This is a genomic window from Streptococcus cristatus (assembly GCF_003943505.1).
GTDB lineage: Bacteria > Bacillota > Bacilli > Lactobacillales > Streptococcaceae > Streptococcus > Streptococcus cristatus_E.
In genome coordinates this window covers 68,578-91,638 of record NZ_RJPS01000001.1, presented here as the reverse complement: position 1 = coordinate 91,638, position 23,061 = coordinate 68,578, and the positions used below count along the sequence as shown (strand labels likewise).

The following is a 23,061-nucleotide window of genomic DNA, read 5'->3' as shown; positions in this document are numbered from 1 at the left end:
TATGAAAAAGAAATTGTTAGATACAAAGTTTACTATTAAAGAAGTTGTTGCAACGGGGATTGGAGCTGCACTTTTTGTAGTTATCGGAATGATTAGCATTCCAACACCTGTCCCAAATACCAGTATTCAGCTGCAATATGCGGTTCAGGCTCTCTTCAGTGTCGTTTTTGGCCCCTTTGTTGGCTTCCTGATGGGCTTGATTGGCCACGTTATCAAAGACGCTATGGCTGGCTACGGTCTCTGGTGGTCATGGATTATCGCTAGTGCCTTCTTTGGTTTCATTCTCGGTTTGTTTAAAAATCGCATTCGTGCAGCAGAAGGTGTTTTTGAAGTGAAAGACATCGTCAACTTCAATATCTTCCAGCTTTTGGCCAATGCTTTTGTCTGGCTCTTGGTCGCTCCGATTGGTGATATCTTGATTTATAGCGAGCCGGTCAATAAGGTCTTTGTGCAAGGCTTTGTAGCAACTCTGTCCAATGGAGTGACAGTTGCTGTAGCAGGAACCTTGCTCTTACTAGCCTACGCTCGTACTCAGACTCGCTCAGGTAGCCTTAAGAAAGATTAATCAAACTAGATATTACAAGATTGGGAAAGTCCCAATCTTTTTTTGTACAAAATAAAAAACAAAATGTAATTTATATATTGCATTATTTAAAATATATTGTATAATGGATTTATGAAGACGAAAGGAGCGCAAATATGAATAAGAAAGGGAATAATCTGCTTACACTACTTATTTGTCTTGTATTGGCGATAGTTCTACTAGTTGTTGGCATGATTCAGAAAGATCAAACCTTTATCATAATCGCTTGTGCTAATGCCGCCCTTGGCTCTGCTTTCTACGCCATAGACGGGCAAAAGAATGACGATAAGGATGGTGGCCATGGCAAAAAATCTTAAGTTAAAAATGGCAAGGGCTGAGCATGACATGACTCAAGGCGACTTGGCTGATGCTATCGGTGTGACCCGTCAGACCATTGGCCTGATTGAGGCAGGCAAGTACAATCCCAGTCTTAGTCTATGCTTGGCCATTTGCAAATGCCTCAATAAAACGCTGGATCAGTTGTTTTGGGAAGAATAGGAAGAAAGTGAGAAAGAAAATGAAGGACAAACCACAAAAAGTCTATACAGACGAGCGGACTTTACAACTTGAGCGAAAATTAGGAAATGAAGTTGCATTTTTTTGCAATCATTTTACTCCTTATTTCTATTTTTATCAAAATCCTAATTTGGCATGTGCCAGTAGAAGGCTACTTACCAGAAATTCTGATTATTTTGGGTATGGAAATTTATGCCGGAATTCGTAGCTGGCAGTTGGGACTTGATATCAGACGCTACAATCAGACTAGTGGTATTCGGACACTCAGAAGTCGTTTGGTCAACGGAGCTATCTTAGCGATTGTAATCGTGGCTGTTCAGATGTGGAGTGGAAATTCAGCTCTTCGACCATTCTTTCGCCATCATCCAATCTTGCAATTTATTTTTATTGTAGCTTTGATAACTGCCTTTTCTAGTATATTTGATCAGTTGGTCGATTATTTTTATCAGAAGAGACAGGTTTTATTGGACCAAGAACTAGAAAATGATGAGAATTAGAATTAATGAATCTTTAACTTATAAATGAGAAAGGGAGTAAAAAATGAAGAAGCAGCCTGTTATAAAAGATGAACGAACAGAAAAATTGGACGGCAAAGTTGCAGGAGAGTTAGTACTAGGAATGTTTCTCTTCTTAGCTATCTCTGTATTTTTCAAAGCCTATATCCTCCGTCTAAGCTTGCTGGCCTATCTGCCAGAAGGTATTTTGCTTACCTTAGTAGGTCTATATGCCTTGCTTCGTCGCGTAAGCTTAGGCATTGATGTTGGTGATATGGTGAGAGAGGAAAAATGGCCAGAGCGTTTTGGCGGTGGACTTGTCTTTGTTCTCATCCTTATAGGCATTGATTTCTTTGGTCAGCGAGAAAATCTGGCTAGCATGTTGAGCATTTTGTATCTGCTCAAGCTAGCTCTTGCAATGCTACTGTTTGTGCTTGGAAGTTTGACGATGGACAAGATCAGTCTTTACCTAAACGGCAAAGGTCAGGCAAAGCTCGATCAGGAATTGGAGGATGAAGAATGACTTGGTGGAAACGATTGATCTGGGTTGGCTGCGCTTTTTTAGCCTTGGGCTTGTATATACTCCCTCTGCTGTTTCAGCAGCTAGCAATAACTTATCAATTTCCCAAACAATGGACCATTGGTCTTGGGCTTTTGCTGATAATCCTCATTTTACTGGTATTTGTCGTGGTAGCAAAGAAAACTGGCATCCTATCTCCATCTGGAAAAATTTTTCAAAAAGGAGATGGGAAGCGAATTGCTCTAGGCCTCTTAAGCATGTTGCTCATATCTGTCCTTGGGACGGTACTACTCCGGTGGTTACATGGAGAGGTGACGACGGCTAATCAGGCATCTTTGATGGAGGAGTTCCGAAGAGGAAATATCATTTTATTGTCCATCATGCTTGGAGTTTTGGCGCCTATCGCAGAAGAAATTATTTTCCGTGGCATCATTCCTCTCAAAATCTTTAAAGGCTATGAAAGCTGGGGTTATATCATAGGCGGACTACTCTTTGCGATTTTTCATGGTCCAACCAATATCATGTCTTTTGTGATTTATGGTGGTGCTTCTGTGATTTTGACCTTGCTGGCTTGTCGAACTCGGCGCTTGGAAGTCAGTATTGTAGTTCACATGATAAATAACGGACTTCCTGCCATTCTTATGTTGTTAATTACTATTTTTGGAGTAGAAGTATAGGAGCTTGATATGAAAATGCAACTTATTAAACGTCAAATCTTAGACGAACGGGAAGAGCAGCTTGTCAACAAAGCTGGTATGGAGAGTTTCAGTCTCATGCTATGTGGCAGTTTAGCTTTATATATGGGTTCTGTAGCTATGAATGGGGGAGTCGTTCATTATCAGCCTTTCTTGCTTTCGATTCTCATCACTAGCTTTTATTTCATGTGTCGAGCTCAGTATCTGGGGGCTAATTATTACAATAGTTTCAGTCTGACCATCTGGGGGGGCTGGCTGCGACAGTATTTCTGACTCTTTTGATTGCTTGCCAGAATTTTCAGCTCAATCATGCTATTTATCATAATAGTATTTTTCACCCCATGTTTCTTTTGGTCATTTTGGTTACATTTTGCATTCACTTTCCCTTGATGCTGCTGGTCAATATTTTCTTAGAGAGCCTCAGCAAGTGGCAGAAGAAGCGCTTTGAGAAGTATTTGGAAGAATTGGAGAAAGAGAGCTAACCTGCTTTTCTACGTAGAGATTCTAGGTCTGCTATTTTCCAAACAAATTTTTTGCCCAGTTTTTTCAATCAGGTTATAATAAATAGATGAATTAAAAATTCAGAAAATTTTATAGAGAAAAGAGAGTTGAAATCTTATGGCAAAAGATATTCGCGTCCTACTTTACTACAAATATGTTCCGATTGAGAATGCTGAGAAATTTGCAGCTGATCATCTGGCCTTCTGTAAATCTATCGGTCTGAAAGGCCGTATCTTGGTGGCAGATGAAGGAATCAATGGAACGGTTTCTGGTGATTATGAAACCACTCAAAAATACATGGATTACGTTCACAGCCTTCCAGGCATGGAAGACCTTTGGTTCAAGATTGACGAAGAAAATGAGCAAGCTTTCAAGAAAATGTTTGTTCGCTACAAGAAAGAAATCGTGCACTTGGGCTTGGAAGACAATGACTTTGACAACGACATCAACCCGTTGGAGACGACAGGAGCTTACTTGTCTCCAAAAGAGTTCAAAGAAGCCCTTCTTGACGAAGATACCGTTGTCCTTGACACACGTAACGATTATGAGTACGACCTAGGACACTTCCGTGGAGCTATTCGCCCAGACATCCGAAACTTCCGCGAATTGCCGCAATGGGTCCGTGACAACAAGGAAAAATTCATGGACAAGCGTGTCGTGGTTTACTGTACAGGTGGCGTTCGCTGTGAGAAATTCTCAGGCTGGATGGTCCGTGAAGGCTACAAAGATGTTGGTCAGCTTCATGGCGGTATCGCGACTTACGGCAAGGATCCTGAAGTTCAAGGTGAGCTGTGGGACGGCAAGATGTATGTCTTTGATGAGCGTATCTCCGTTGATATCAACCATGTTGATCCAGTTGTGATTGGGAAAGACTGGTTTGACGGTACTCCTTGCGAGCGCTATGTCAACTGTGGCAATCCAGAGTGTAACCGCCGCATCCTGACTTCAGAAGAAAATGAAGACAAGTACCTCCGTGGCTGTTCTCATGAATGCCGCGTTCACCCTCGCAACCGCTATGTGGCTGAAAACGGCCTGAGCCAAGCAGAAGTGATGGAGCGTTTGGCTGCGATTGGAGAAAGCTTGGAAACATTGGTAGCTCAGTAATTGAATCATGAAGATAAAAACTTTAGATGTTTCAAGCGTCTAAAGTTTTTTCATTATTTATTTGTAGCTTAGCTTTTCTTTATAGAGTTTTGATTTTTTGTCCTTTCTTTTTGATGTGATATAATGGGCTTAAAAAAATGGGAAAGGAGCAAGTCTATGTCTAAAGCTATCATGGAAGAAGTGGCAGCCTATCTGCGTCAGCATGCAGATGAAGAGCTGAGTCTGACCGATTTGGCTCAGCATTTCCACTATAGTCCTTCCCATCTATCCAGAACTTTCAAGAAAAAGATGGGATTTTCTATCAAGCAATATATGGAAGCTCTTAAGATGGAAAAAGGAATTCAGAAGATTGTGGAAGGTCGGCAAAATGTGACTGAGACCTCTATGGAAGCTGGTTATGATAGTCTAGGCAGTTTTTCCAATACTTTTAAGCGGCATACTGGACTTTCGCCTAAAAAATATTATCAGGAATCAACCAAGGCTTATGATTTTATGATCAAACAGCTGGATGAGAAGGGAGTTTTGTTGCATCAGGATCCCGACTGTAAAAGTGGCAATCGCTTGACTGTGGCGCTATCTTATCCTGAGGGGTATGAACCTCGTATCAGCTGTGTCGGGCTTTTTAAAACCCGCATACCTAAAGAAGAGCCAGTTATCGGAGTAGCACTAAGTCAGGAGAGAGAGTTTACTTTTGAAAATGTACCCGATGGTCACTACTATCTTTTGGCCTGTGAATTGCTGGAGGATTTACGCCTGTCTAAAAATTATGTCTTGAAGCATAACTTTCGCTGGGGCAGCGATGAGCCTCTCACTTTTTCAGGCGATAACATCTATCAAGAGGAAATCAGCATGCGCAGGCCCTTGCCCAGTGATCCACCAATTACAGTTAATCTTCCAGTTTTAATCATGCGTTCCCTAGCCAAACAAGCGCAATTGAGAATAAGAAAATTTTTATCCTAATTGATAAACTGATACTAGAGATTTATTCTCAGATATAAAAAATTGGAGGAACAATAATGAAATTAGACGTGTTTTTAAGTTTTAATGGTCAGGCCGAAGAAGCTTTTCGTTTCTATGCAGATCTTTTTCAGACAGAGATAAAGGGACTTGTCCGAGCCAGTGAGATGATGGATCCAGCAGACCTTCCTGCAGAAAAACGGGATAAGCTTGCCTGGATTGCTTTAGATACAGAAAACTTGACCCTGAATGGTGAGGATGTAGGTGTTTTTAATGACCTATCTATTCCTAGCAATCATCAGCCTAATCAATGGTTGGTTCTGAGCCCAGATAGTAGAGAAGAAGCCAATGAGCTTTTTGCCAAGCTTGCTGAAGGTGGACAAATTCTCTATCCTTTAGAGGAACAAGCTTTCGCAGAGTTTTATGGCCGCTTGATTGACCGTTTTGGTATCGGCTGGGATGTGATGAAATGAGGTAGAAGGATGGCTTATAGTGAATCCTTAGCCCAGCAAGTCCGTGCCATTTTAGCTACTGAACTTTCTCCTCATGTTTTTGAAGAAGAGGTAGAAGAGAAGAAGATGTTTGGTGGTTTGGCTTTTATGGTCCGAGGTAAGATGACCGTTACTGTGAGTTCGAGAGGTCAAGAGCTTGTCATGGTCCGCATCGGTAAGGAAATGGAAAAGCAGGTCCTGCCTAAAAATGGTGCCAGTGTCACAGTGATGAAGAATAGGCTTTATCATGGCTATATTGATTTAGATAGCGAGGGACAAAAGGAACTGTCTTACTGGATCAAGCTAGCTTTGGCCTACAATCAGGAGTTGAGCCAATCGTCTGAAACTTAATAAAGAAATAATAAAGAAGAAAGTCTAGCTAAATTTTGATTCAGCAGGCTTGTCTTCTTTTTTAATACAAATGTTTATATACTTTTGCACTAGATATCCCGTTAATTGAGAGTCTAGAAGATTATCAGACTTGTTGGTATAAAAAATAAGTTTTGCCTTACTATGATATGCTAAGAATAAGCAAAAACTATCCCAATCTCGTTATTTTAGGTATAATAGTAGCCAGAGGTGATCTTATGGGAATTCTATTATTTCTATTTATTTTAGGTTTAATCTTTTTATTCTATTTTGTAGGTTTTATAATTAAGCTGATTCTAGGGATCGTCTTCTTTGTTATTGGTTTGGTGGTACTTTTATTCCTACTGGGGCGTTATCGAAAGTAGAATAAGTGACTGCTATGAACCAATGGAAAATGAGAGGAGATCAATGTTAAAAATAGAGCAACCAATTACGATGGTTTCATTTCTCTTTGATGATTTTGAGACCCTAGATTTGATGGGGCCAGTAGAGTTTTTAGCTACTTTACCCAATGTAGAGACGAAATATGTCTCCCTTGATGGTGGTCTGATTTCTAGTCGGCAAGGTTTTCAAATCATGACGGATAATTTTAAAAGCTTACCTCCCAATTCTCTTCTCTTATTGCCTGGTGGTCAAGGTGTCAGAAAGATGGTGGAGGATAAGATTTTCCTATCTTCGCTAGAAAAGGCTGTCCAGCAAGCTGAGTTGGTCTTAAGTATTTGTACAGGAGCAGCTCTTTTAGCTCAGATTGGTCAACTCAAGGGGCGTAAAGCCACTAGCAACAAGCTTGCCTTGTCTTGGGTCGCTTCACATGATAGAGAAGTCCTTTGGCAAGACCAAGCACGCTGGGTCGTAGATGGGAAGTTCTACACTTCGTCAGGTGTCTCGGCTGGTATGGATATGTCCTTAGGCTTTGTGGCTAATTTCTGGGGTCAGGACTTGGCAGAAGAATTGGCTAAAAAAGCAGAATACGTGTGGCAAAACAAGGCTGACCAAGACCCTTTTTCTAGTAAATAAAGAGCAATCTGAGGAGATCGGATTGTTTTTTTAGTGATTGTGTAATTTGTACTGCCATGTCAAAATGAAGAATTAAAAATGGAAAAGCTTGTTTCACATTCTAATTTTCCCCATAGCAATTTATGCTATAATATAGTTAAAATATGGTAGGGGCATTATTTTATGAGTATTACATTTTCTATTCCAAATAAACGGGGGTTTCTAGGATTTCAGAAAGTTTTAAAAATCAGTGAATTGCTTGGATTTGTTGATGGACTGGAACCCCACCCTATACAGAAAGAGTTTATGTACCTTGGACTAGATAAGCTTGCTCTATTGAAATGCTGGGTTCCTGCAAAGTCAGGCCGTTATATTGACTTAGAATATGATAAGACTCAACAAACTTACAATGTGCGGATTCTGACTCCTTCAACACTTGCTGATTGGTCTCAGGCCCTCACTTTGATTTCTAAGTTATCAAGTCGTTTGGGGACAAGCATCCGTGATGAACATGGTAGAGAATATAGCAGTTCAAGTGTCTGGGACTACCCTTATCAAGAGGACATAGTTTTTGGCTTGGAGGACTTTCTAAAATCAGGCTATGAGCTTGTGTATCAAGATGGTATTCGGAGAACGCTTGCCCTGAGTCCACATCTGGTGGAAGGTTTCTTGAAGGCAGATAATCCTGCTCAGAGTTATAGTGATTTTTTCACCACTCGACAGTATATTGGTGCCTATGACGCTCAAAGTAAATTTTATGGAAGTGAGCAGAGTGAAAAAATTTTAGGAACCTATACGCTAACTGCTGGTGTTGATACAATCCTTCCTCTCGTACCTACTCTCGCACCAGAAGATACTGAATATATTGATGAATCAAAACTTAGCTGGTGCTGTAATCTGGTCGGATGTGATGATGCAGACCCAGATAATCTAGAGAAATTCTTTATTTACAAGAGAATTTCATATTCAGATTTTTTGGACAAGCTTCCTGAAAATATGACACAGTTATTTGATGCTGAGAAAGTTCTTGTTCCTGCTATGACTTTTGCCCAAATGAAAGCTCTCTTTGAAGATTGCCAGGAGTTTGTTTTGTAGTCTTTGTTCATGGCAAGACTGGACTCAGCCAGTTTAGCTTCCATTTATGGATGAATAATCTTTTTATGTGAAAACTATCATTCAGATTGAATGCCCTCCGATAGCTAGATATTAATCTAGCGCTTGGGGGGCAGTTGCTTTATCCCAATCTTTTTTGTTTTAAAATGCGCTTGAACCCATCCTTGCTATAGAGTCTGCCTATATCCTTGGCTAGCTAGAAAATATGCTGGTGATAGTCAGTAGACAGCCTTTTTATGATACAATAGTAGGATAGAGTCAGTGGACGCTAGCTGGCTATTTCATGCTAAAGAAAGGGACAAAACAAGTCGATGATTCTTGAAGAGTTTGATCAAAACCGTAAGGCCATCATCAATCCAGAGGATTTGATAGAGCCTATTGAAGGCTTTCCGCAGACGGCAGTGTCCTGCTTTGCTCGGGAGACCTTTGCCCGAATGTTGGCGGATTTTGATCATGAGTTGATTACGACGACATCTATGGCCAACATTGAAATTCCTATCTATCGGGTCTTTGCGGATGGTCAGGAGCTAGCTCTTTTCAACGCTCCAGTTGGGGCCTCTGCTTGTGTGGCTATTCTGGAGGATTTGATTGCTTTTGGTATGAAAAGACTGGTTCTCTTTGGGACTTGTGGTGTGCTGGACGAGGATATCAAAGCAACATCCGTCATTATTCCGACAGCAGCCTTGCGTGATGAGGGGACTAGCTATCATTACCAGCCGGCTAGTTCGGAGATAGCAGTCAATGTCGGCTCGCAGGATTTTCTCGTAAATTTCCTTGAACAGCGAGGGATTTCTCATAGCTTGGGCAAGGTCTGGACGACAGACGGCATTTACCGAGAGACTGCGGACAAGCTGCGCAGGCGAAAAGAGGCAGGAGCTATCTGTGTGGATATGGAGTGCTCGGCTGTAGCGGCTCTAGCGGCCTTTCGTGGCGTTCAAGTTTGCCAGTTCTTTTATGCGGCGGATCATCTGTCTGAGGAGGCTTGGGATATGCGCAACCTGGCTAATCATGCGGACTTAGACGAGAAAGACAAGGTGGCCAATCTGGCGATTCAGATCGCTCTGGCCTTATAGAAAAACATGAAAAAACCAATTATTCAATTTGAAGATTTTAGTTTTCAATACCAGGCTCAGTCGGAGCCGACTTTGAAGCATATTAATCTGACCATTTATGAAGGGGAAAAGGTGCTGCTTATTGGGCCGTCTGGCTCTGGTAAGTCAACCCTGGGGCAGTGTCTTAACGGTATTATTCCTAATATTTACAAGGGTCAGGCCAGTGGGCAACTCTTGATTAAGGGGCAGCCAGCCTTTGATACTAGCATTTATGACAAGTCAAATCTTGTTAGTACGGTCTTGCAGGACACGGATGGTCAGTTTATCGGACTCAGTGTGGCAGAGGATCTGGCCTTTGCCTTAGAAAATGATATGGTGGACTTGTCTTTGATGCGGGAGAAAGTCCTGCGTTGGGCCAAGCAGCTAGACCTAGAGCAGCTTTTGGATCACCGCCCTCAAGACTTGTCTGGCGGACAGAAGCAGCGGGTCAGTCTGGCGGGTGTCTTGATCGATGAGAGTCCAATTTTGCTGTTTGATGAGCCTTTGGCCAATCTCGATCCCAAGTCTGGTCAGGACACGATTGACTTGATTGATCAGATTCATAGAGAAGCTGCGACCACGACCATCATCATCGAGCACCGCTTGGAAGATGTACTTTATCGACCTGTTGACCGAGTTGTCCTTGTCAATGATGGGCAAATCCTTTTTAACGGTGCGCCGGATGATCTGCTCAAGACGGACCTCTTAGCAGAAAATGGGATTCGAGAACCTCTCTATATCACGGCCTTACGGCAGCTTGGTTTTGATGTGGCAAGCGCAGCTCATCTGGCTGATTTGACCAAGCTGGAACTTGTAGAACTTTCGCAGAGTCTGACCGAACCTAAAACAGAGCAGGTTGACAGTAGGCACGAGGCCCTTTTAGAATTCGACCGTGTTTCCTTTGCTTATCAGAGCGACAGACCTATTTTGCGGGATATCAGTCTGAAGATTTTCAAGGGTGAGCGGATAGCCATCGTTGGGAAAAATGGTGCTGGCAAGTCTACGCTAGCCAAGGCTCTCTGTCGTTTTATTGATACAGAAGGGGAGTATCGTTGGCAAGGACAGGATATCAAGGGAGACTCGATCAAGGAGCGGGCAGAGCGGATTGGCTATGTCCTGCAAAATCCTAATCAGATGATTTCGACCACCATGATTTTTGATGAAGTGGCTCTGGGACTGCAGTTGCGTGGTTTGGCAGAAGCAGAGATTGAAGAAAGAGTTCATGCTGTTCTCAAAACTTGCGGTCTCCATGAATTCCGCAGTTGGCCGATTTCAGCCCTATCTTTTGGTCAGAAGAAGCGGGTAACCATTGCTTCTATCTTGGTGCTAAATCCAGAGATTATCCTTTTGGATGAGCCGACAGCTGGTCAGGATCAGCGCCATTATACAGAGATGATGGACTTTCTCGATGAGCTAAACCAGCAGGGACACACGATTATCATGATTACCCATGATATGCAGCTCATGTTGGATTATTCGGATCGGGCCATCGTGGTGGTGGACGGCCAGATTTTAGCAGACCAGTTGCCTGCTCAGGTTTTGTCCGATCATGAGTTGATTGCAGCGGCCAATCTAAAGGAGACTTCGATTTTTAGCTTGGCTGAGAAGCTGGGAGTGGATCCGCTAGATCTGACTCAATTTTACATGCGAAAAAAGGAGGAAAGTCATGTTTAATCAACAAAAATTGATTGGCTACCATGCCGGAAGGACTTTTCTCCATGCTCTTTCTGGTGCTAGCAAACTTATCTTTTTTATCTTGGTTTCGGTGGCGGCCATGATGAGCTACGATACGCGTTTTCTCCTTCTTCTAGCTCTAGCTTCCCTGATGTTATTTCGAGTGTCTGAGATTCGGCTGAAAGACATTTCTTTCGTTCTAGCTTTTGCGGGAACTTTTGCAGCGCTAAATATTCTCATGGTCTATCTCTTTGCTCCTCAGTATGGGGTGGAGATTTATGGAGCCAAGAATCTGATCTGGACAGGATGGGGAGCTTATAATCTCACGCTTCAGGAGCTCTTTTATCTCTTGAATCTTTTGCTCAAGTATTTCTCAACGATTCCCCTAGCGGTGATCTTTCTCATGACCACCCATCCCAGTCAATTTGCTTCCAGTCTGAATCAAATCGGCCTTTCTTATAAGATTGCCTATGCGGTCAGTCTGACCCTGCGTTATATTCCGGATTTACAGGAGGAATTTTACCTCATCAAGATGTCTCAAGAGGCGCGTGGGCAAGAATTATCCAAAAAGGCTCCCCTTAGCAAGCGGGTCAAGGGCAATCTGCAAATCGTCATTCCCCTGATTTTCAGCTCGCTCGAGCGAATCAATACTATCGCGACGGCCATGGAGTTGCGCCGCTTTGGGAAAAACAAAAAGCGGACCTGGTACACCCAGCAAGCCTTCGGAAAACTAGACAAACTTGTAATCCTGGTGTCTGTCCTTCTACTAGCCCTCAGCCTTCTTCTTTTCGTTGTCAATCAAGGACGGTTTTATAATCCTTGGGCCTAGGATCGAGGTGGAAAACTAGCTGGGTTTGGATTGAGAGGATAATTGGTGCAAGAAAAAATAAATGTTAAATTTTATAAGGAGTTAATTTTTCCTGCTTTTTGTGGTCTAGGGGCTTTCGTTTTGCTCTTTGCTTTGTCACAGACAGATGAAGTCGGGGGAAGAATGACCCTGATTTCAATCATCTTGCTAATAGGGATGAGTGGTCTCTTTACTTGCTTTGCTATAGTCAATAGAGAAAAGAGTTTGCGACGCTGTCAAGAACTTTATTCTCACTTTCCAGAGCTTGAAAAGGATTTTCAACTAATTTATAGCGACTCTCGTTATGCGCGTGAAAGCCTATCCCTCTATCTCTACAAGGATGTCATCATACGGGCGGATGCTTATTTCCAATTTCTCATGCTTTCTGACTTGGCTGATGTGACCATTAAGATTGAGGAAGTGGAAGAAACAAAGTATGCAAAAGTTCATCACCTGTATCTGTATTACAATCCAATGAGTTCTAACAAAGCTATTCGTCTGGCTTTTGGGCCTTATACAGATCAAAAATATATTGACTTATTACAGTTTTTAGATGTCATGAATCAAGTTGCTCCTTGGATTCAAATCTATAATGAAGCTGTGGAAAAATAGTATGGTCTAACAAACATAAAGAGGCTGGGACAAAAGTCCTAGCCTCTCAATTGTCTTTGGATTGTCGAGCAAGACGCAGTGGTTGAGTGGACTCTACTACGCTGATTTTATCAGCTTTTATAGCCCTACTCAACTGTGCGGAGGTGGGACGACGAAATCGAATTCTGACGAATTACCGATTTCTGTCCCACTCTCTTCTTCTTATAATGGTCTTTTATTTGGCATGCCGGCCTTGCGGGGGTATTTGTTGGGAGTTTCTTTCTTCTTTTCAACCACTGTGATAAAGCGGGGGTCACCGTTTGATAGGGCATAGCTAAGGTTATCCTGAACCTTGCTAAAGAGTAAATTGAGGGCATTTTTTGCTTCCTCTAGCTCCTCGGGGGCGTTGGAAGCCTTGAGCGCCAGCAATTTCCCGCCAACTTTTAGGTAAGGAATGGTCAATTCAGATAGGACCTGCATCCGAGCGACTGCACGGGCGGTGACTAGGTCAAATTGAGCCCGGAAAGCCTTGTCTTGAGCAAAGTCTTCTGCACGACCATGGTAGAAGTGAACCTTGTCCAACTCCAGCTCTTCTGCCAGTAGTTTGAGGAAATTAATGCGTTTGTTGAGTGAGTCAATGATAGTCACATCCAGCTGAGGGCAGATGATTTTCATAGGGAGGCTTGGAAAGCCTGCACCAGCTCCGATATCCAGTAGCTTAAGCTCTTGATTATCAATCAGGCCTTGCAAAACGGGCGCAATTGAATCATAAAAATGCTTGAGATAGACTTCATTTTTTTCAGTGATAGCTGTCAGATTGATTTTTTCGTTCCATTCGACCAAGAGTTCAAAATAACGCTCAAACTGGTCTTTCTGGCGGTCGGTCAGCTCAATTCCCTGCTGGCTTAGTAGCTGGTAAAATTCTTGCGGTGTCATAGTTTCATCCTTGTTTGTCAGTATTCATTCTATTATATCATAAAACGAGGCAAGGTGCTGCTGCCTATCAGCTTCCTGTGTCTCCAAGGATTAGATGCTGACTTGTCCTGATTTCCAGAGTTTATTTTCTAGAAAAGTGAAGAAGCTTTTTCTAGATTTCTGACTATTTTTGTATTTGGATATACTCAAGCTAAAGCTATTTTATTAGATGACATGTCAAGAAAGACAGGTTGAGCTTTTTTTGTTATAATAGGTGCAATCAAATTATAAGGAGTATCTTTATTATGTCCATGTTTTTAATTATTATTGCAGTTGTGGCAGTTGTAGCTATTTTCGTGATTTCTGTTTACAATGGTCTTGTTAAAAGCCGTATGCAGACTCAGGAAGCTTGGAGTCAGATTGATGTCCAGCTCAAGCGCCGAAATGACCTGATTCCCAACCTTTTGGAGACGGTCAAAGGTTATGGAAAATATGAGAAATCAACCTTGGAAAATGTTACTCGACTGCGTAACCAAGTAGCTGCTGCCTCATCACCTGCTCAGGCTATGGAGGCTAGTGATGCCCTGACTCGTTCGATTTCTGGTATCTTTGCGGTTGCTGAAAATTACCCAGACCTTAAGGCAAATACAAACTACTTGAAACTTCAGGAAGAGTTGACAAATACAGAAAATAAGATTGCTTATTCTCGTCAGCTTTACAATTCAGTAACCAGCAACTACAATGTCAAAATGGAAACTTTCCCAAGCAATGTCATTGCAGGTATGTTTGGCTTCAAAGCAGCAGACTTCTTGAAGACACCAGAGGAAGAAAAGGCTGTTCCTAAAGTGGATTTTAGCGATTTGGGGTAGGTGGCCACTATGTTGTTTGACCAAATTGCCAGCAATAAAAGGCGCACTTGGGTTCTCCTCGTCGCCTTCTTTGCTCTTTTAGCTTTGATTGGGGCAGCTGTCGGCTATCTTTGGCTCGATTCTCCCTTTGGTGGGATGGCCATCGCCTTTATCATCGGTGGTATTTATGCTGTCAGTATGATTTTTCAGTCCACAGAGATTGTCATGTCGATGAATGGTGCGAGGGAAGTGTCCGAGCAGGAAGCGCCTGAACTCTATCACGTTGTGCAGGATATGGCCATGGTGGCACAGATTCCTATGCCTCGGGTCTTCATCGTAGAAGATGCCTCGCCCAATGCCTTTGCGACTGGCTCAAAGCCTGAGAATGCGGCCGTGGCTGCAACAACTGGCTTGCTTGCCCTCATGAATCGTGAAGAGCTTGAAGGTGTAATGGGGCATGAAGTCAGTCACATTCGTAATTATGATATTCGCATTTCGACGATCGCAGTGGCACTCACAAGTGCTGTCACGATGCTGTCTAGCATGGCTGGGCGCATGATGTGGTTTGGCGGTGGTGGCCGTCGAAGAAACGATCGGGACAATGACAATGGCTTAGGAATTGTTTTGATGATTGTCTCTCTGCTGGCTCTTCTCTTGGCGCCGCTTGCTGCAACATTGGTGCAGTTGGCTATTTCCCGTCAACGTGAGTATCTGGCAGACGCTTCCAGTGTTGAGCTGACCCGCAATCCTAAGGGCATGATCAATGCCCTGCTGAAGTTAGACAATAGCCAGCCCATGGAGCACCATGTAGATGACGCCAGCGCAGCCCTCTATATCAATGATCCTAAGAAGAAGGGTGGCTTGCAAAAGCTCTTTTACACTCACCCACCAATTTCTGATCGGATAGAAAGATTGAAAAATATGTAATGAGAGTGGGACAGAAATCGGTCATTCGTTAGAATTCGATTTCGTCGTCCCACCTCCGCACAGTTGAGTAGGGCTGTAAAAGCTGATGAAATCAGCGTAGTAGAGCCCACTCAACCACTGCGTCTTGCTTGACAATCCAAAGACAATTGAGAGACTAGGACTTTTGTCCCAGCCTCTTTTTTGTATGGAATTGTGACGATTTTTACTCTAGTTATTTTTGAGGCTGAGTAGAAGGCAGACACCACCAAGCAGAGAGAAGACCAACCAAGCGCTTCCCATATTCCAAAGGCCGAGGCTGGTAAAAATCATGCTTCCCAGCGGAATGGAAAAGGTAAAGAGCATGGTGAGAAAGTTGGAGGTTTGGGCTAATACTTCTGGAGGAAGTTTACTCAGCAGCATGCTGTTGATTTTAGGATTGATTTTTCCAGAGATATACATGAGAAAGGTAAGAAAGAAAATTCCCAAGAGAGCAGGAGCTTGGAGTAAATTGCTGAGTCCTAGGAGGAGCAGAGCTAGCGAGCACCAAACGACGAGTCTCATCAGAGAGAGCTTGGAAAAATAATCATTTGAGAAGGCACTGGCAGAGATAATCCCAATCACTGTGCAGGACTCGATGACTAGCAGAGACTGGCTCAGATTCAGCCCCCAAAATGGGTGATCCAATAAATAGAGATTGTAGAGTCCCATGATGGAGCCAGCCAGTGCATTTAAGAGGAGGACTTGAAGCAGCACTAGCAGGAAGTTTCCGATTTTTTCTTGTTCAAAAATCATTTGGACATTCTGGTAAAGGTCTTTCATCTGAGCCTTGAAAGGAAGTTTTTGCTCTGCAACAGCAGGAGCATCATGGGTGAGTTTTTGGCGAATCAGATAGAGAGTGCTTGAGGAGAGTAGGAAGCAGAGGGCGTTGATGAGGGCGACCATAGCGAAATTTTGCTGGCTGATACTCAGCAGCCAGACTCCTAGAGCTTGCCCAGCAAAATTTCCCAAAAAAGTGAGAAGTTGAGTGAAAGAGTAAGCTTCCATCAAATCTTTCTCTTCTATATTTTTCTGTAAGATAGGCATCTGTAAGCCACTGCGATAGTCGCTGATAATGTCGGAAAAGATATTGAGAAAGCAGACGGTAGCAAAGGCTAGGTAGGAGGCAGACTTGGTTAGGAGGGCGACTAAGATGAAGAGGAAGGCCTGCAAATAACCTAGATGAATAAGCCAGCGAGCCTTTTGATGGGTTTTGTCAGCTTGCATACCGACAAAGACTGTGAAAAAGGTAGGAACAAGAACGATAAAGTTGGCAATACCGACTGCAAACTTGGGCTGGGGCATGCTAGAAGCAAATACGATAAAAACGATATTATAGATAGAAGAGCCTAGGATATTAAAGATCCGTGACAGACTGATGAAGGCAAATAGTCTATTTTTTAAAGCAAGTTTCATAATAAATCTCCTTTGGGGACGAATCAATTTCGGAATGTGAAGGAATTCCAACTCGCAATGCATTGGTAGTTATGATTATAGCAGAATATGGTATGCCCGCAAGGCCTTTTCGCTGACTGGTAGAAGCTGGTAAGCTAAGTGGTAGATTTCTAAAAGTGACTTGCAAAGGCTATAAGGTAGCCTATCAAAAGCTGATATATTCTTTTAGATTTTTTTTTATACATGAATGTGATATAATAGATAGGATATGACAAAAGAATTTCATCACATTACTGTACTTCTTCACGAAACGATTGACCAGCTTGATGTTCAGCCAGATGGCCTCTATGTTGATGCGACCTTGGGCGGAGCTGGGCATAGCGAGTATCTTTTGAGTAAGCTGGGAGACAAGGGACATTTGTATGCCTTTGACCAGGATCAGACTGCGATTGACAATGCAAAAAAACGTCTAGCTCCCTATATTGAGCGGGGCATGGTGACCTTTATCAAGGATAATTTCCGCAATCTCAAGACTCGTTTGAATGAAGTAGGGGTCGAGAAGATTGATGGAATTTGTTATGATTTGGGCGTATCTAGTCCGCAGCTGGATGAGCGGGAGCGCGGTTTTTCATATAAACAGGACGCTCCGTTGGATATGCGGATGAATCAAGAAGCTGCCTTGACAGCTTACCAAGTTGTGAATCACTATCCTTATAACGACCTAGTCCGTATTTTTTTCAAATATGGCGAAGATAAGTTTTCCAAGCAGATTGCCCGTAAGATCGAGCAGGCGAGAGAAATTAAGCCAATCGAAACGACGACAGAGCTGGCGGAGATTATCAAATCGGCTAAACCTGCTAAGGAACTGAAGAAAAAAGGTCATCCAGCTAAACAGATTTTTCAGGCCATTCGGATTGAAGTAAATGACGAGTTGGGGGCGGCCGATGAATCCATTCAGCAGGCTATTGACTTGCTGGCTGTAGGTGGTCGTATTTCAGTGATTACCTTTCATTCGCTGGAAGATCGCCTGACCAAGCAACTGTTTAAAGAGGCCTCAACCGTAGATGTTCCCAAAGGTCTACCCTTCATTCCAGATGATTTGCAGCCCAAGCTGGAGTTAGTTTCACGCAACCCCATTTTACCAAGCAAAGAAGAATTAGAAGCCAATAATCGCGCCCATTCTGCGAAGTTGCGCGTGGCTAGGAAGGTGCATGAGTAAGTTTCATGGCAGAAAGAAAGCAACACCCTATTCAAAAACGGATTCGGAAATTTTCTCGAGTCGAAAAAGCCTTCTATGGCTCCATTATTTTAACAGCGATTATCCTTGCAGTCAGTATTGTGTTTATGCAGACCAAGCTGCTGCAGGTCAATCATGATTTGACTGAAGTTAATGCTCAGATTGAGTCAGAGCAGGCTGAATTGGATAATATTAAGCAAGAAGTGAATGAATTAACACGTTATGAAAGGCTGTCCCAGTTGGCTAGCTCTCAGGATATGAAACTCCAAAAGGGAAATCGTAAGACAGTGAGTACAACCAATGAGTAATAGATTTTTAAAAAACATTCAGCGATATGCTTTAAAAAACAGACAGACACCCGAATACAATCGAAGAAGAGTGGGAAAAAGCATGAGTGCCTTAGCCGTCTTTCTTTTTTTCATTTTCTTAATTAATTTTGCGACCATTATCGGGACAGATCAGAAATTTGGTGTTAATTTGTCAAAAGGTGCCAAGCAAGTGCACCAAAAGACAGTCGTCGTCGCTGCCAAGCGGGGAACCATCTATGACCGAAATGGTGTACCTATTGCGGAAGATGCGACAACTTATAACGTTTATGCTATCATTGACAAGAATTATAAGTCTGCCTCTGGTAAAGTCCTCTATGTAGAAGAATCCCAGTATGATAAGGTGGCTGATATTTTCAACCAATATCTGGAAATGGATAAGGATTATGTTAAACAGCAACTTTCGCAAAAGGATCTAAAACAGGTTTCTTTTGGTTCTCAAGGGAACGGGATTACTTACAGCACCATGAGTTCTATCCGTCAGGCCATGGAGGAAGCGAAGATAGAGGGAATCGGCTTCACAACCAGCCCCAACCGTAGCTACAATAACGGAATCTTTGCTTCGCAATTCATCGGTCAAGCTCAGATGCAAGAGGATAAGGACGGCAATAAAACGCTTGTAGGGAAATCTGGTATGGAGGAGTCGCTAGACCGTATCTTGGGTGGTCAGAATGGTATTGTTACTTACGAAAAAGACCGCAATGGGAACATCATACCAGGCTCAGAGGAAGTGTCTGTCAAGACAGAGGATGGAAAAGATGTTTATACAACTCTTTCTGCCCAGCTGCAGACCTACTTGGAAACGCGAATGGATGCCTTCCAAGAAAAAGCTAAGGGTAAATTTGTCAGTGCGACTTTGGTCAGTGCTAAGACAGGTGAAATTTTAGCAACGACCCAGCGTCCGACTTATAATGCGGATACCAAAGATGGATTGAATGCTGAGCATTTGAAAACTTGGAATACCCTCCTCTATCAGACACAGTATGAGCCTGGTTCAACGATGAAAGTTATGACCTTGGCTTCAGCGATTGATAATGGAAGCTTTAACCCAAATGGAACATACGATAACTCAGAATATAAGATTGCAGATGCTACCATCCGCGACTGGGATGTGAACATGGGGTTATCAACAGGACAAGTCCTGACCTATGCTCAAGGCTTTATTTTCTCAAGTAACGTTGGTATGACACGCATTGAGCAGGATATGGGCAATGCCAAGTGGATCGATTATCTATCGAAGTTCAAATTTGGCTTACCGACTCGTTTTGGTATGGGCTATGAAGAATATGGTGCCTTGCCTACAGACAATGCTGTAACCATTGCTATGAGTTCCTTTGGACAAGGGATTGGGGTAACCCAAGTGCAGATGTTACGTGCCTTTTCGGCTATTTCAAATGATGGTGTTATGTTAGAGCCGAAATTTATCTCTGCTATTTATGATTCACGAACGGGTAGTGCCCGTAAATCCCAGCCAGAAATCGTTGGTCATCCAGTTTCAGGAAAAGCAGCGAAAACGACTCGGGACTATATGATTCAGGTTGGAACGGTCCCTTATTATGGAACACTGAATATCGGCGGAGAACCGGTTATCAAGGTTTCTGGGCAAGATGTGGCCGTGAAATCCGGAACAGCCCAAATTGCGACAGATAAGGGCTATTTGGAAGGGGAGAATAATAACATTTACTCCGTAGTAGCCATGACGCCGGCTGAAAGTCCAGATTTCATTATGTATGTTACTGTTCAGCAGCCTGAAGTGAAATTTTCACCACTTTTCTGGCAGGAAGTTGTTAATCCAGTCTTGGAAGAAGCTGTGGCACTTAAAGATAGCTTGAATCTAACTGGCGATAGCCCTGCTTTGGAACTGGTTGAAAAAGAAACAACCTACAAAATGCCATCTATCGATGGTTTGACCAAGCAACTGAAGTTAAAAAATCAAATCAGCCCAGGAGGCTTGGCTGATGAGCTTCGCCGCAATCTAGTACAGCCAGTCATCTTAGGAACAGGCAGTGAAATCAAGAAGGTTTCTGTAAAAGAAGGACAAGAATTGAAAGCCAATCAACAGATTTTGATTTTAAGTGATAACTTTGAAGATTTGCCGGATATGTATGGCTGGACCAAGGAAAATGTGGAGCAATTTGCTGAATGGCAAGGGCTGGAAGTCAATTTTAAAGGCAAAGGCTCAAAAGTTGTCAAGCAGAAGGAGAAGGTCAATACAGACCTGAAAAAACTGAAAAAAATAACCGTTACATTGGGAGACTAGCATGTTAACAGCAATTATTGCAGGAATTCTGACCTTTATCCTAACGCTTGTTGGGATTCCTGCCTTTATCCGTTTTTATCACAAGGCTCATATTTCAGGCCAGCAAATGCACGAGGATGTCAAGCAGCATCAGGCTAAGGCTGGAACGCCGACGATGGGGGGAACCGTCTTTCTGGTTGCTTCTGTTTTGGCTAGTTTTGTGACAGCTTTGCTTTCCCAACAACTGTCCAACGGCTTGATTATGATTCTCTTTATCTTGGTTCTTTACGGCATTGTTGGCTTTTTGGATGATTTCCTCAAGGTCTTCCGTAAGATCAACGAAGGCCTGAATCCTAAGCAGAAACTAGCTCTACAGCTGGTAGGGGGAGTTATCTTTTACTTCTTCTACAATCAGCACGGGGCAGGTGACTCTCTCAATGTCTTTACGATTCCAGTGCAGCTGGGCTTCCTCTATATCTTCTTCGTCCTCTTTTGGCTGGTTGGTTTCTCCAACGCTGTCAATCTGACCGATGGAATTGATGGCTTGGCTAGTATCTCCGTTGCGATCAGCTTGGTGGCTTACGGAGTCATTGCTCTGGAGCAGAAGCGCTTTGACCTTCTGATTGTCATTATCAGCATGATTGGTGGTTTGCTAGGCTTCTTTGTCTTTAACCATAAGCCAGCTAAAATCTTTATGGGGGACGTGGGTAGTCTTGCCTTGGGTGGTATGCTTGCAGCCCTCTCCATTGCCTTGCACCAAGAGTGGACCTTGCTTCTCATCGGAATCGTCTATGTCTTTGAGACAACTTCTGTTATGATGCAGGTGACTTATTTTAAGTTAACGGGTGGCAAGCGGATTTTCCGTATGACGCCAGTCCATCACCACTTTGAACTGGGTGGCTTTTCTGGGCATGGTCAGCCTTGGAGCGAATGGAAGGTTGACTTCTTCTTCTGGGGCGTAGGTCTCTTAGCTAGCTTGCTGACTTTGGCCATTCTATATTCGTGATATGAAAGGTGGGTGTAAGCCCGCCTTTTCTTGTCCTGAGCCGAGCAGAAAAGATATTTTTCTGGTATAATTAGATAAGATTAAGAGTAAACAGAGGAAAAAATGAAATTTACAGAATTTAACTTTAAAGATTATATTCAGGAAGCCCTCAAGGATCTGAACTTTGTGGAGGCGACAGAGGTTCAAGAAAAGCTGATTCCGGTGGTGTTATCTGGCCGAGACTTGGTCGGTGAATCTAAGACAGGATCAGGCAAGACGCATACCTTCTTGCTGCCCATCTTCCAAGAGCTGGACGAAGAGGCTGACAGTGTTCAAGCGGTGATTACAGCACCCAGCCGAGAATTAGCAACTCAGATCTATCAGGCTGCCCGTCAGCTGGCTAGCTTTTCAGAGCAAGAGATTCGAGTGGCCAACTATGTCGGCGGGACTGACAAGGCTCGCCAAATCGGCAAACTAGAGTCCAGCCAGCCCCATATCGTCATTGGAACACCGGGGCGGATTTATGACTTGGTTGAGTCAGGTGATTTGGCTATCCATAAGGCTCATACCTTTGTCGTGGACGAGGCTGATATGACGCTTGACATGGGCTTTTTGGAGACGGTCGACCGGATTGCGGCTCGCTTGCCGAAAGACCTGCAGTTTTTGGTTTTCTCGGCCACTATTCCGCAGAAGCTCCAACCTTTCTTGAAAAAATACCTGTCTAATCCGGTCATGGAACAGATTAAGACCAAGACGGTGATTGCCGATACCATTGATAATTGGCTCCTGTCAACTAAAGGGCGGGATAAGAATGCCCAGATTTATGAGATCAGTCAGCTCCTCCAGCCTTATCTGGCGATGATTTTTGTCAATACCAAGACTCGGGCGGATGAATTGCAGGCCTATCTGACTGCGCAAGGGCTAAAAGTAGCCAAGATTCACGGTGATATCCCACCGCGGGAGCGCAAGCGTATCATGAATCAGGTCAAGAATCTAGACTTTGAATACATCGTAGCGACGGACTTGGCGGCTCGGGGGATTGACATCGAGGGGGTCAGCCATGTCATCAATGATGCCATTCCGCAGGATTTGTCTTTCTTTGTCCATCGCGTTGGTCGGACTGGACGAAATGGTCTTCCCGGCACAGCCATTACCCTTTATCAACCAAGCGACGATTCCGATATTCGTGAGTTAGAAAAATTGGGCATCAAGTTTACTCCTAAGATGATCAAAAATGGCGAATTTCAAGATACCTACGACCGAGATCGCCGTGCTAATCGGGAGAAGACCAAGGAAAAGCTGGACACAGAAATGCTTGGTCTGGTCAAGAAGAAAAAGAAAAAAATCAAACCAGGCTATAAGAAGAAAATTCAGTGGGCAGTTAATGAAAAACGCCGCAAGACCAAGCGAGCTGAAAATCGTGCACGTGGTCGAGCAGAACGCAAGGCTAAGCGCCAGACTTTTTAGCCATAAATTCTTTCTATGGCAGATATAGAAAAATTATATTTTAAAGACCAGTGAAACTATGATAGACTAGGATTACTGGTCTATTTTATTGTCATTTTCTACTTAGCTATTAAAGGTTTAAAGATTATCTATTCTTGGTGCCAAATAGTTTTCATCTGGGCCAAA

24 protein-coding genes and 3 pseudogenes are annotated in these 23,061 nt (G+C 43.2%); 25 read left to right on the top strand and 2 right to left on the bottom strand.

Features of this window, described 5'->3' with window-relative positions; genetic code table 11:
* Window position 1: 1 nt before the first annotated feature.
* The 18 genes and pseudogenes from D8792_RS00455 (at window position 2) to D8792_RS00375 (ending at window position 12,563) form a co-directional block, all read left to right on the top strand.
* Window positions 2–565, top strand: a complete 564-nt coding sequence (locus tag D8792_RS00455) for an ECF-type riboflavin transporter substrate-binding protein (protein WP_061910022.1) — start codon at window positions 2–4, stop codon at window positions 563–565.
* A 134-nt stretch (window positions 566–699) separates the two neighbouring features.
* Complete coding sequence (locus D8792_RS00450) at window positions 700–900, top strand: potassium transporter (RefSeq protein ID WP_125372463.1); 201 nt, start codon at window positions 700–702, stop codon at window positions 898–900.
* Window positions 884–1,081 (top strand): helix-turn-helix transcriptional regulator, encoded by a 198-nt coding sequence (locus D8792_RS00445; protein WP_062200490.1) that lies wholly within the window; start codon window positions 884–886, stop codon window positions 1,079–1,081. Before D8792_RS00450 ends, D8792_RS00445 begins: the two co-directional genes overlap by 17 nt.
* Window positions 1,082–1,167: 86 nt before the next feature.
* Entirely contained in the window at window positions 1,168–1,596 is a 429-nt protein-coding gene (locus D8792_RS00440) for a DUF6773 family protein (protein WP_260470113.1), read from the top strand.
* Window positions 1,597–1,639: 43 nt separating this feature from the next.
* Window positions 1,640–2,116 (top strand): DUF6773 family protein, encoded by a 477-nt coding sequence (locus D8792_RS00435; protein WP_125372462.1) that lies wholly within the window; start codon window positions 1,640–1,642, stop codon window positions 2,114–2,116.
* Entirely contained in the window at window positions 2,113–2,790 is a 678-nt protein-coding gene (locus tag D8792_RS00430) for a CPBP family intramembrane glutamic endopeptidase (RefSeq protein WP_125372461.1), read from the top strand. The genes D8792_RS00435 and D8792_RS00430 overlap by 4 nt, the downstream gene beginning before the upstream one ends.
* Before the next feature lie 9 nt (window positions 2,791–2,799).
* Window positions 2,800–3,290 (top strand): annotated as a pseudogene (locus D8792_RS00425) (DUF6773 family protein).
* Between the two features lie 136 nt (window positions 3,291–3,426).
* Entirely contained in the window at window positions 3,427–4,413 is a 987-nt protein-coding gene (gene trhO / locus D8792_RS00420) for an oxygen-dependent tRNA uridine(34) hydroxylase TrhO (protein ID WP_002915762.1), read from the top strand.
* A 156-nt stretch (window positions 4,414–4,569) separates the two neighbouring features.
* A complete protein-coding gene (locus D8792_RS00415; protein ID WP_125372460.1) occupies window positions 4,570–5,373 on the top strand; it encodes a helix-turn-helix transcriptional regulator in 804 nt (267 codons plus the stop codon).
* A 56-nt stretch (window positions 5,374–5,429) separates the two neighbouring features.
* Entirely contained in the window at window positions 5,430–5,843 is a 414-nt protein-coding gene (locus D8792_RS00410) for a VOC family protein (RefSeq protein WP_125372459.1), read from the top strand.
* 9 nt (window positions 5,844–5,852) lie between these two features.
* Window positions 5,853–6,212, top strand: coding sequence for a TfoX/Sxy family protein (locus D8792_RS00405; RefSeq protein ID WP_125372458.1), 360 nt, complete (start codon window positions 5,853–5,855; stop codon window positions 6,210–6,212).
* Window positions 6,213–6,638: 426 nt separating this feature from the next.
* Window positions 6,639–7,247: a DJ-1/PfpI family protein gene (locus D8792_RS00400; RefSeq protein WP_005592293.1), complete on the top strand. Its 609-nt coding sequence runs from the start codon at window positions 6,639–6,641 to the stop codon at window positions 7,245–7,247.
* Window positions 7,248–7,409: 162 nt separating this feature from the next.
* Window positions 7,410–8,321 (top strand): DUF4299 family protein, encoded by a 912-nt coding sequence (locus tag D8792_RS00395; RefSeq protein WP_125372457.1) that lies wholly within the window; start codon window positions 7,410–7,412, stop codon window positions 8,319–8,321.
* A 329-nt stretch (window positions 8,322–8,650) separates the two neighbouring features.
* Entirely contained in the window at window positions 8,651–9,412 is a 762-nt protein-coding gene (locus D8792_RS00390; protein WP_125372456.1) for a nucleoside phosphorylase, read from the top strand.
* 6 nt (window positions 9,413–9,418) lie between these two features.
* Window positions 9,419–10,273 (top strand): annotated as a pseudogene (locus tag D8792_RS11830) (ATP-binding cassette domain-containing protein); the annotation flags it as partial.
* Between the two features lie 27 nt (window positions 10,274–10,300).
* A pseudogene (locus tag D8792_RS11825) lies at window positions 10,301–11,104 on the top strand (energy-coupling factor ABC transporter ATP-binding protein); the annotation flags it as partial.
* Window positions 11,097–11,933, top strand: a complete 837-nt coding sequence (locus D8792_RS00380; protein ID WP_125372454.1) for an energy-coupling factor transporter transmembrane component T family protein — start codon at window positions 11,097–11,099, stop codon at window positions 11,931–11,933. The pseudogene D8792_RS11825 and the gene D8792_RS00380, both read left to right, overlap by 8 nt.
* Window positions 11,934–11,978: 45 nt before the next feature.
* A complete protein-coding gene (locus tag D8792_RS00375; RefSeq protein WP_125372453.1) occupies window positions 11,979–12,563 on the top strand; it encodes a hypothetical protein in 585 nt (194 codons plus the stop codon).
* A gap of 201 nt (window positions 12,564–12,764) precedes the next feature.
* On the opposite strand, the gene rsmG is transcribed toward D8792_RS00375, so the two are convergent.
* Window positions 12,765–13,478: a 16S rRNA (guanine(527)-N(7))-methyltransferase RsmG gene (rsmG, locus tag D8792_RS00365; protein ID WP_125372451.1), complete on the bottom strand. Its 714-nt coding sequence runs from the start codon at window positions 13,476–13,478 to the stop codon at window positions 12,765–12,767.
* Between the two features lie 290 nt (window positions 13,479–13,768).
* Here rsmG and D8792_RS00360 point away from each other — a divergent pair, with 290 nt between their 5' ends.
* Window positions 13,769–14,326, top strand: a complete 558-nt coding sequence (locus tag D8792_RS00360; RefSeq protein WP_045500951.1) for a LemA family protein — start codon at window positions 13,769–13,771, stop codon at window positions 14,324–14,326.
* Between the two features lie 9 nt (window positions 14,327–14,335).
* Window positions 14,336–15,232 carry a zinc metalloprotease HtpX gene (htpX, locus tag D8792_RS00355; RefSeq protein ID WP_125372056.1) on the top strand — a complete coding sequence of 299 codons (897 nt, stop codon included), beginning with the start codon at window positions 14,336–14,338 and terminating at the stop codon, window positions 15,230–15,232.
* A gap of 207 nt (window positions 15,233–15,439) precedes the next feature.
* Here the strand turns inward: htpX and D8792_RS00345 are convergent, their stop codons facing one another.
* A complete protein-coding gene (locus D8792_RS00345; protein ID WP_125372450.1) occupies window positions 15,440–16,663 on the bottom strand; it encodes an MFS transporter in 1,224 nt (407 codons plus the stop codon).
* Between the two features lie 247 nt (window positions 16,664–16,910).
* Here D8792_RS00345 and rsmH point away from each other — a divergent pair, with 247 nt between their 5' ends.
* The 5 genes from rsmH (at window position 16,911) to D8792_RS00320 (ending at window position 22,896) form a co-directional block, all read left to right on the top strand.
* Complete coding sequence (gene rsmH / locus D8792_RS00340; protein WP_125372449.1) at window positions 16,911–17,861, top strand: 16S rRNA (cytosine(1402)-N(4))-methyltransferase RsmH; 951 nt, start codon at window positions 16,911–16,913, stop codon at window positions 17,859–17,861.
* A 5-nt stretch (window positions 17,862–17,866) separates the two neighbouring features.
* Entirely contained in the window at window positions 17,867–18,187 is a 321-nt protein-coding gene (gene ftsL / locus D8792_RS00335; protein ID WP_005591835.1) for a cell division protein FtsL, read from the top strand.
* On the top strand, window positions 18,180–20,465 hold the full coding sequence (gene pbp2x, locus D8792_RS00330) for a penicillin-binding protein PBP2X (protein ID WP_125372448.1): 2,286 nt from the start codon (window positions 18,180–18,182) through the stop codon (window positions 20,463–20,465). Before ftsL ends, pbp2x begins: the two co-directional genes overlap by 8 nt.
* 1 nt (window position 20,466) lies before the next feature.
* The gene (mraY, locus tag D8792_RS00325) at window positions 20,467–21,450 is read left to right on the top strand and encodes a phospho-N-acetylmuramoyl-pentapeptide-transferase (protein WP_125372447.1); all 984 of its coding nucleotides are present in this window, start codon (window positions 20,467–20,469) and stop codon (window positions 21,448–21,450) included.
* A gap of 102 nt (window positions 21,451–21,552) precedes the next feature.
* Window positions 21,553–22,896, top strand: coding sequence for a DEAD/DEAH box helicase (locus D8792_RS00320; RefSeq protein ID WP_048792218.1), 1,344 nt, complete (start codon window positions 21,553–21,555; stop codon window positions 22,894–22,896).
* Window positions 22,897–23,061 lie beyond the last annotated feature (165 nt).

What these genes read in the sequence shown, in the direction of transcription:
- D8792_RS00455 (WP_061910022.1), top strand. Translation starts at nt 2, where the DNA reads ATGAAAAAGAAATTGTTAGATACAAAGTTTACTATTAAAGAAGTTGTT.
- D8792_RS00450 (WP_125372463.1), top strand. Translation starts at nt 700, where the DNA reads ATGAATAAGAAAGGGAATAATCTGCTTACACTACTTATTTGTCTTGTA.
- D8792_RS00445 (WP_062200490.1), top strand. Translation starts at nt 884, where the DNA reads ATGGCAAAAAATCTTAAGTTAAAAATGGCAAGGGCTGAGCATGACATG.
- D8792_RS00440 (WP_260470113.1), top strand. Translation starts at nt 1,168, where the DNA reads ATGAAGTTGCATTTTTTTGCAATCATTTTACTCCTTATTTCTATTTTT.
- D8792_RS00435 (WP_125372462.1), top strand. Translation starts at nt 1,640, where the DNA reads ATGAAGAAGCAGCCTGTTATAAAAGATGAACGAACAGAAAAATTGGAC.
- D8792_RS00430 (WP_125372461.1), top strand. Translation starts at nt 2,113, where the DNA reads ATGACTTGGTGGAAACGATTGATCTGGGTTGGCTGCGCTTTTTTAGCC.
- trhO (WP_002915762.1), top strand. Translation starts at nt 3,427, where the DNA reads ATGGCAAAAGATATTCGCGTCCTACTTTACTACAAATATGTTCCGATT.
- D8792_RS00415 (WP_125372460.1), top strand. Translation starts at nt 4,570, where the DNA reads ATGTCTAAAGCTATCATGGAAGAAGTGGCAGCCTATCTGCGTCAGCAT.
- D8792_RS00410 (WP_125372459.1), top strand. Translation starts at nt 5,430, where the DNA reads ATGAAATTAGACGTGTTTTTAAGTTTTAATGGTCAGGCCGAAGAAGCT.
- D8792_RS00405 (WP_125372458.1), top strand. Translation starts at nt 5,853, where the DNA reads ATGGCTTATAGTGAATCCTTAGCCCAGCAAGTCCGTGCCATTTTAGCT.
- D8792_RS00400 (WP_005592293.1), top strand. Translation starts at nt 6,639, where the DNA reads ATGTTAAAAATAGAGCAACCAATTACGATGGTTTCATTTCTCTTTGAT.
- D8792_RS00395 (WP_125372457.1), top strand. Translation starts at nt 7,410, where the DNA reads ATGAGTATTACATTTTCTATTCCAAATAAACGGGGGTTTCTAGGATTT.
- D8792_RS00390 (WP_125372456.1), top strand. Translation starts at nt 8,651, where the DNA reads ATGATTCTTGAAGAGTTTGATCAAAACCGTAAGGCCATCATCAATCCA.
- D8792_RS00380 (WP_125372454.1), top strand. Translation starts at nt 11,097, where the DNA reads ATGTTTAATCAACAAAAATTGATTGGCTACCATGCCGGAAGGACTTTT.
- rsmG (WP_125372451.1), bottom strand. Translation starts at nt 13,478, where the DNA reads ATGACACCGCAAGAATTTTACCAGCTACTAAGCCAGCAGGGAATTGAG.
- D8792_RS00360 (WP_045500951.1), top strand. Translation starts at nt 13,769, where the DNA reads ATGTTTTTAATTATTATTGCAGTTGTGGCAGTTGTAGCTATTTTCGTG.
- htpX (WP_125372056.1), top strand. Translation starts at nt 14,336, where the DNA reads ATGTTGTTTGACCAAATTGCCAGCAATAAAAGGCGCACTTGGGTTCTC.
- D8792_RS00345 (WP_125372450.1), bottom strand. Translation starts at nt 16,663, where the DNA reads ATGAAACTTGCTTTAAAAAATAGACTATTTGCCTTCATCAGTCTGTCA.
- rsmH (WP_125372449.1), top strand. Translation starts at nt 16,911, where the DNA reads ATGACAAAAGAATTTCATCACATTACTGTACTTCTTCACGAAACGATT.
- ftsL (WP_005591835.1), top strand. Translation starts at nt 17,867, where the DNA reads ATGGCAGAAAGAAAGCAACACCCTATTCAAAAACGGATTCGGAAATTT.
- pbp2x (WP_125372448.1), top strand. Translation starts at nt 18,180, where the DNA reads ATGAGTAATAGATTTTTAAAAAACATTCAGCGATATGCTTTAAAAAAC.
- mraY (WP_125372447.1), top strand. Translation starts at nt 20,467, where the DNA reads ATGTTAACAGCAATTATTGCAGGAATTCTGACCTTTATCCTAACGCTT.
- D8792_RS00320 (WP_048792218.1), top strand. Translation starts at nt 21,553, where the DNA reads ATGAAATTTACAGAATTTAACTTTAAAGATTATATTCAGGAAGCCCTC.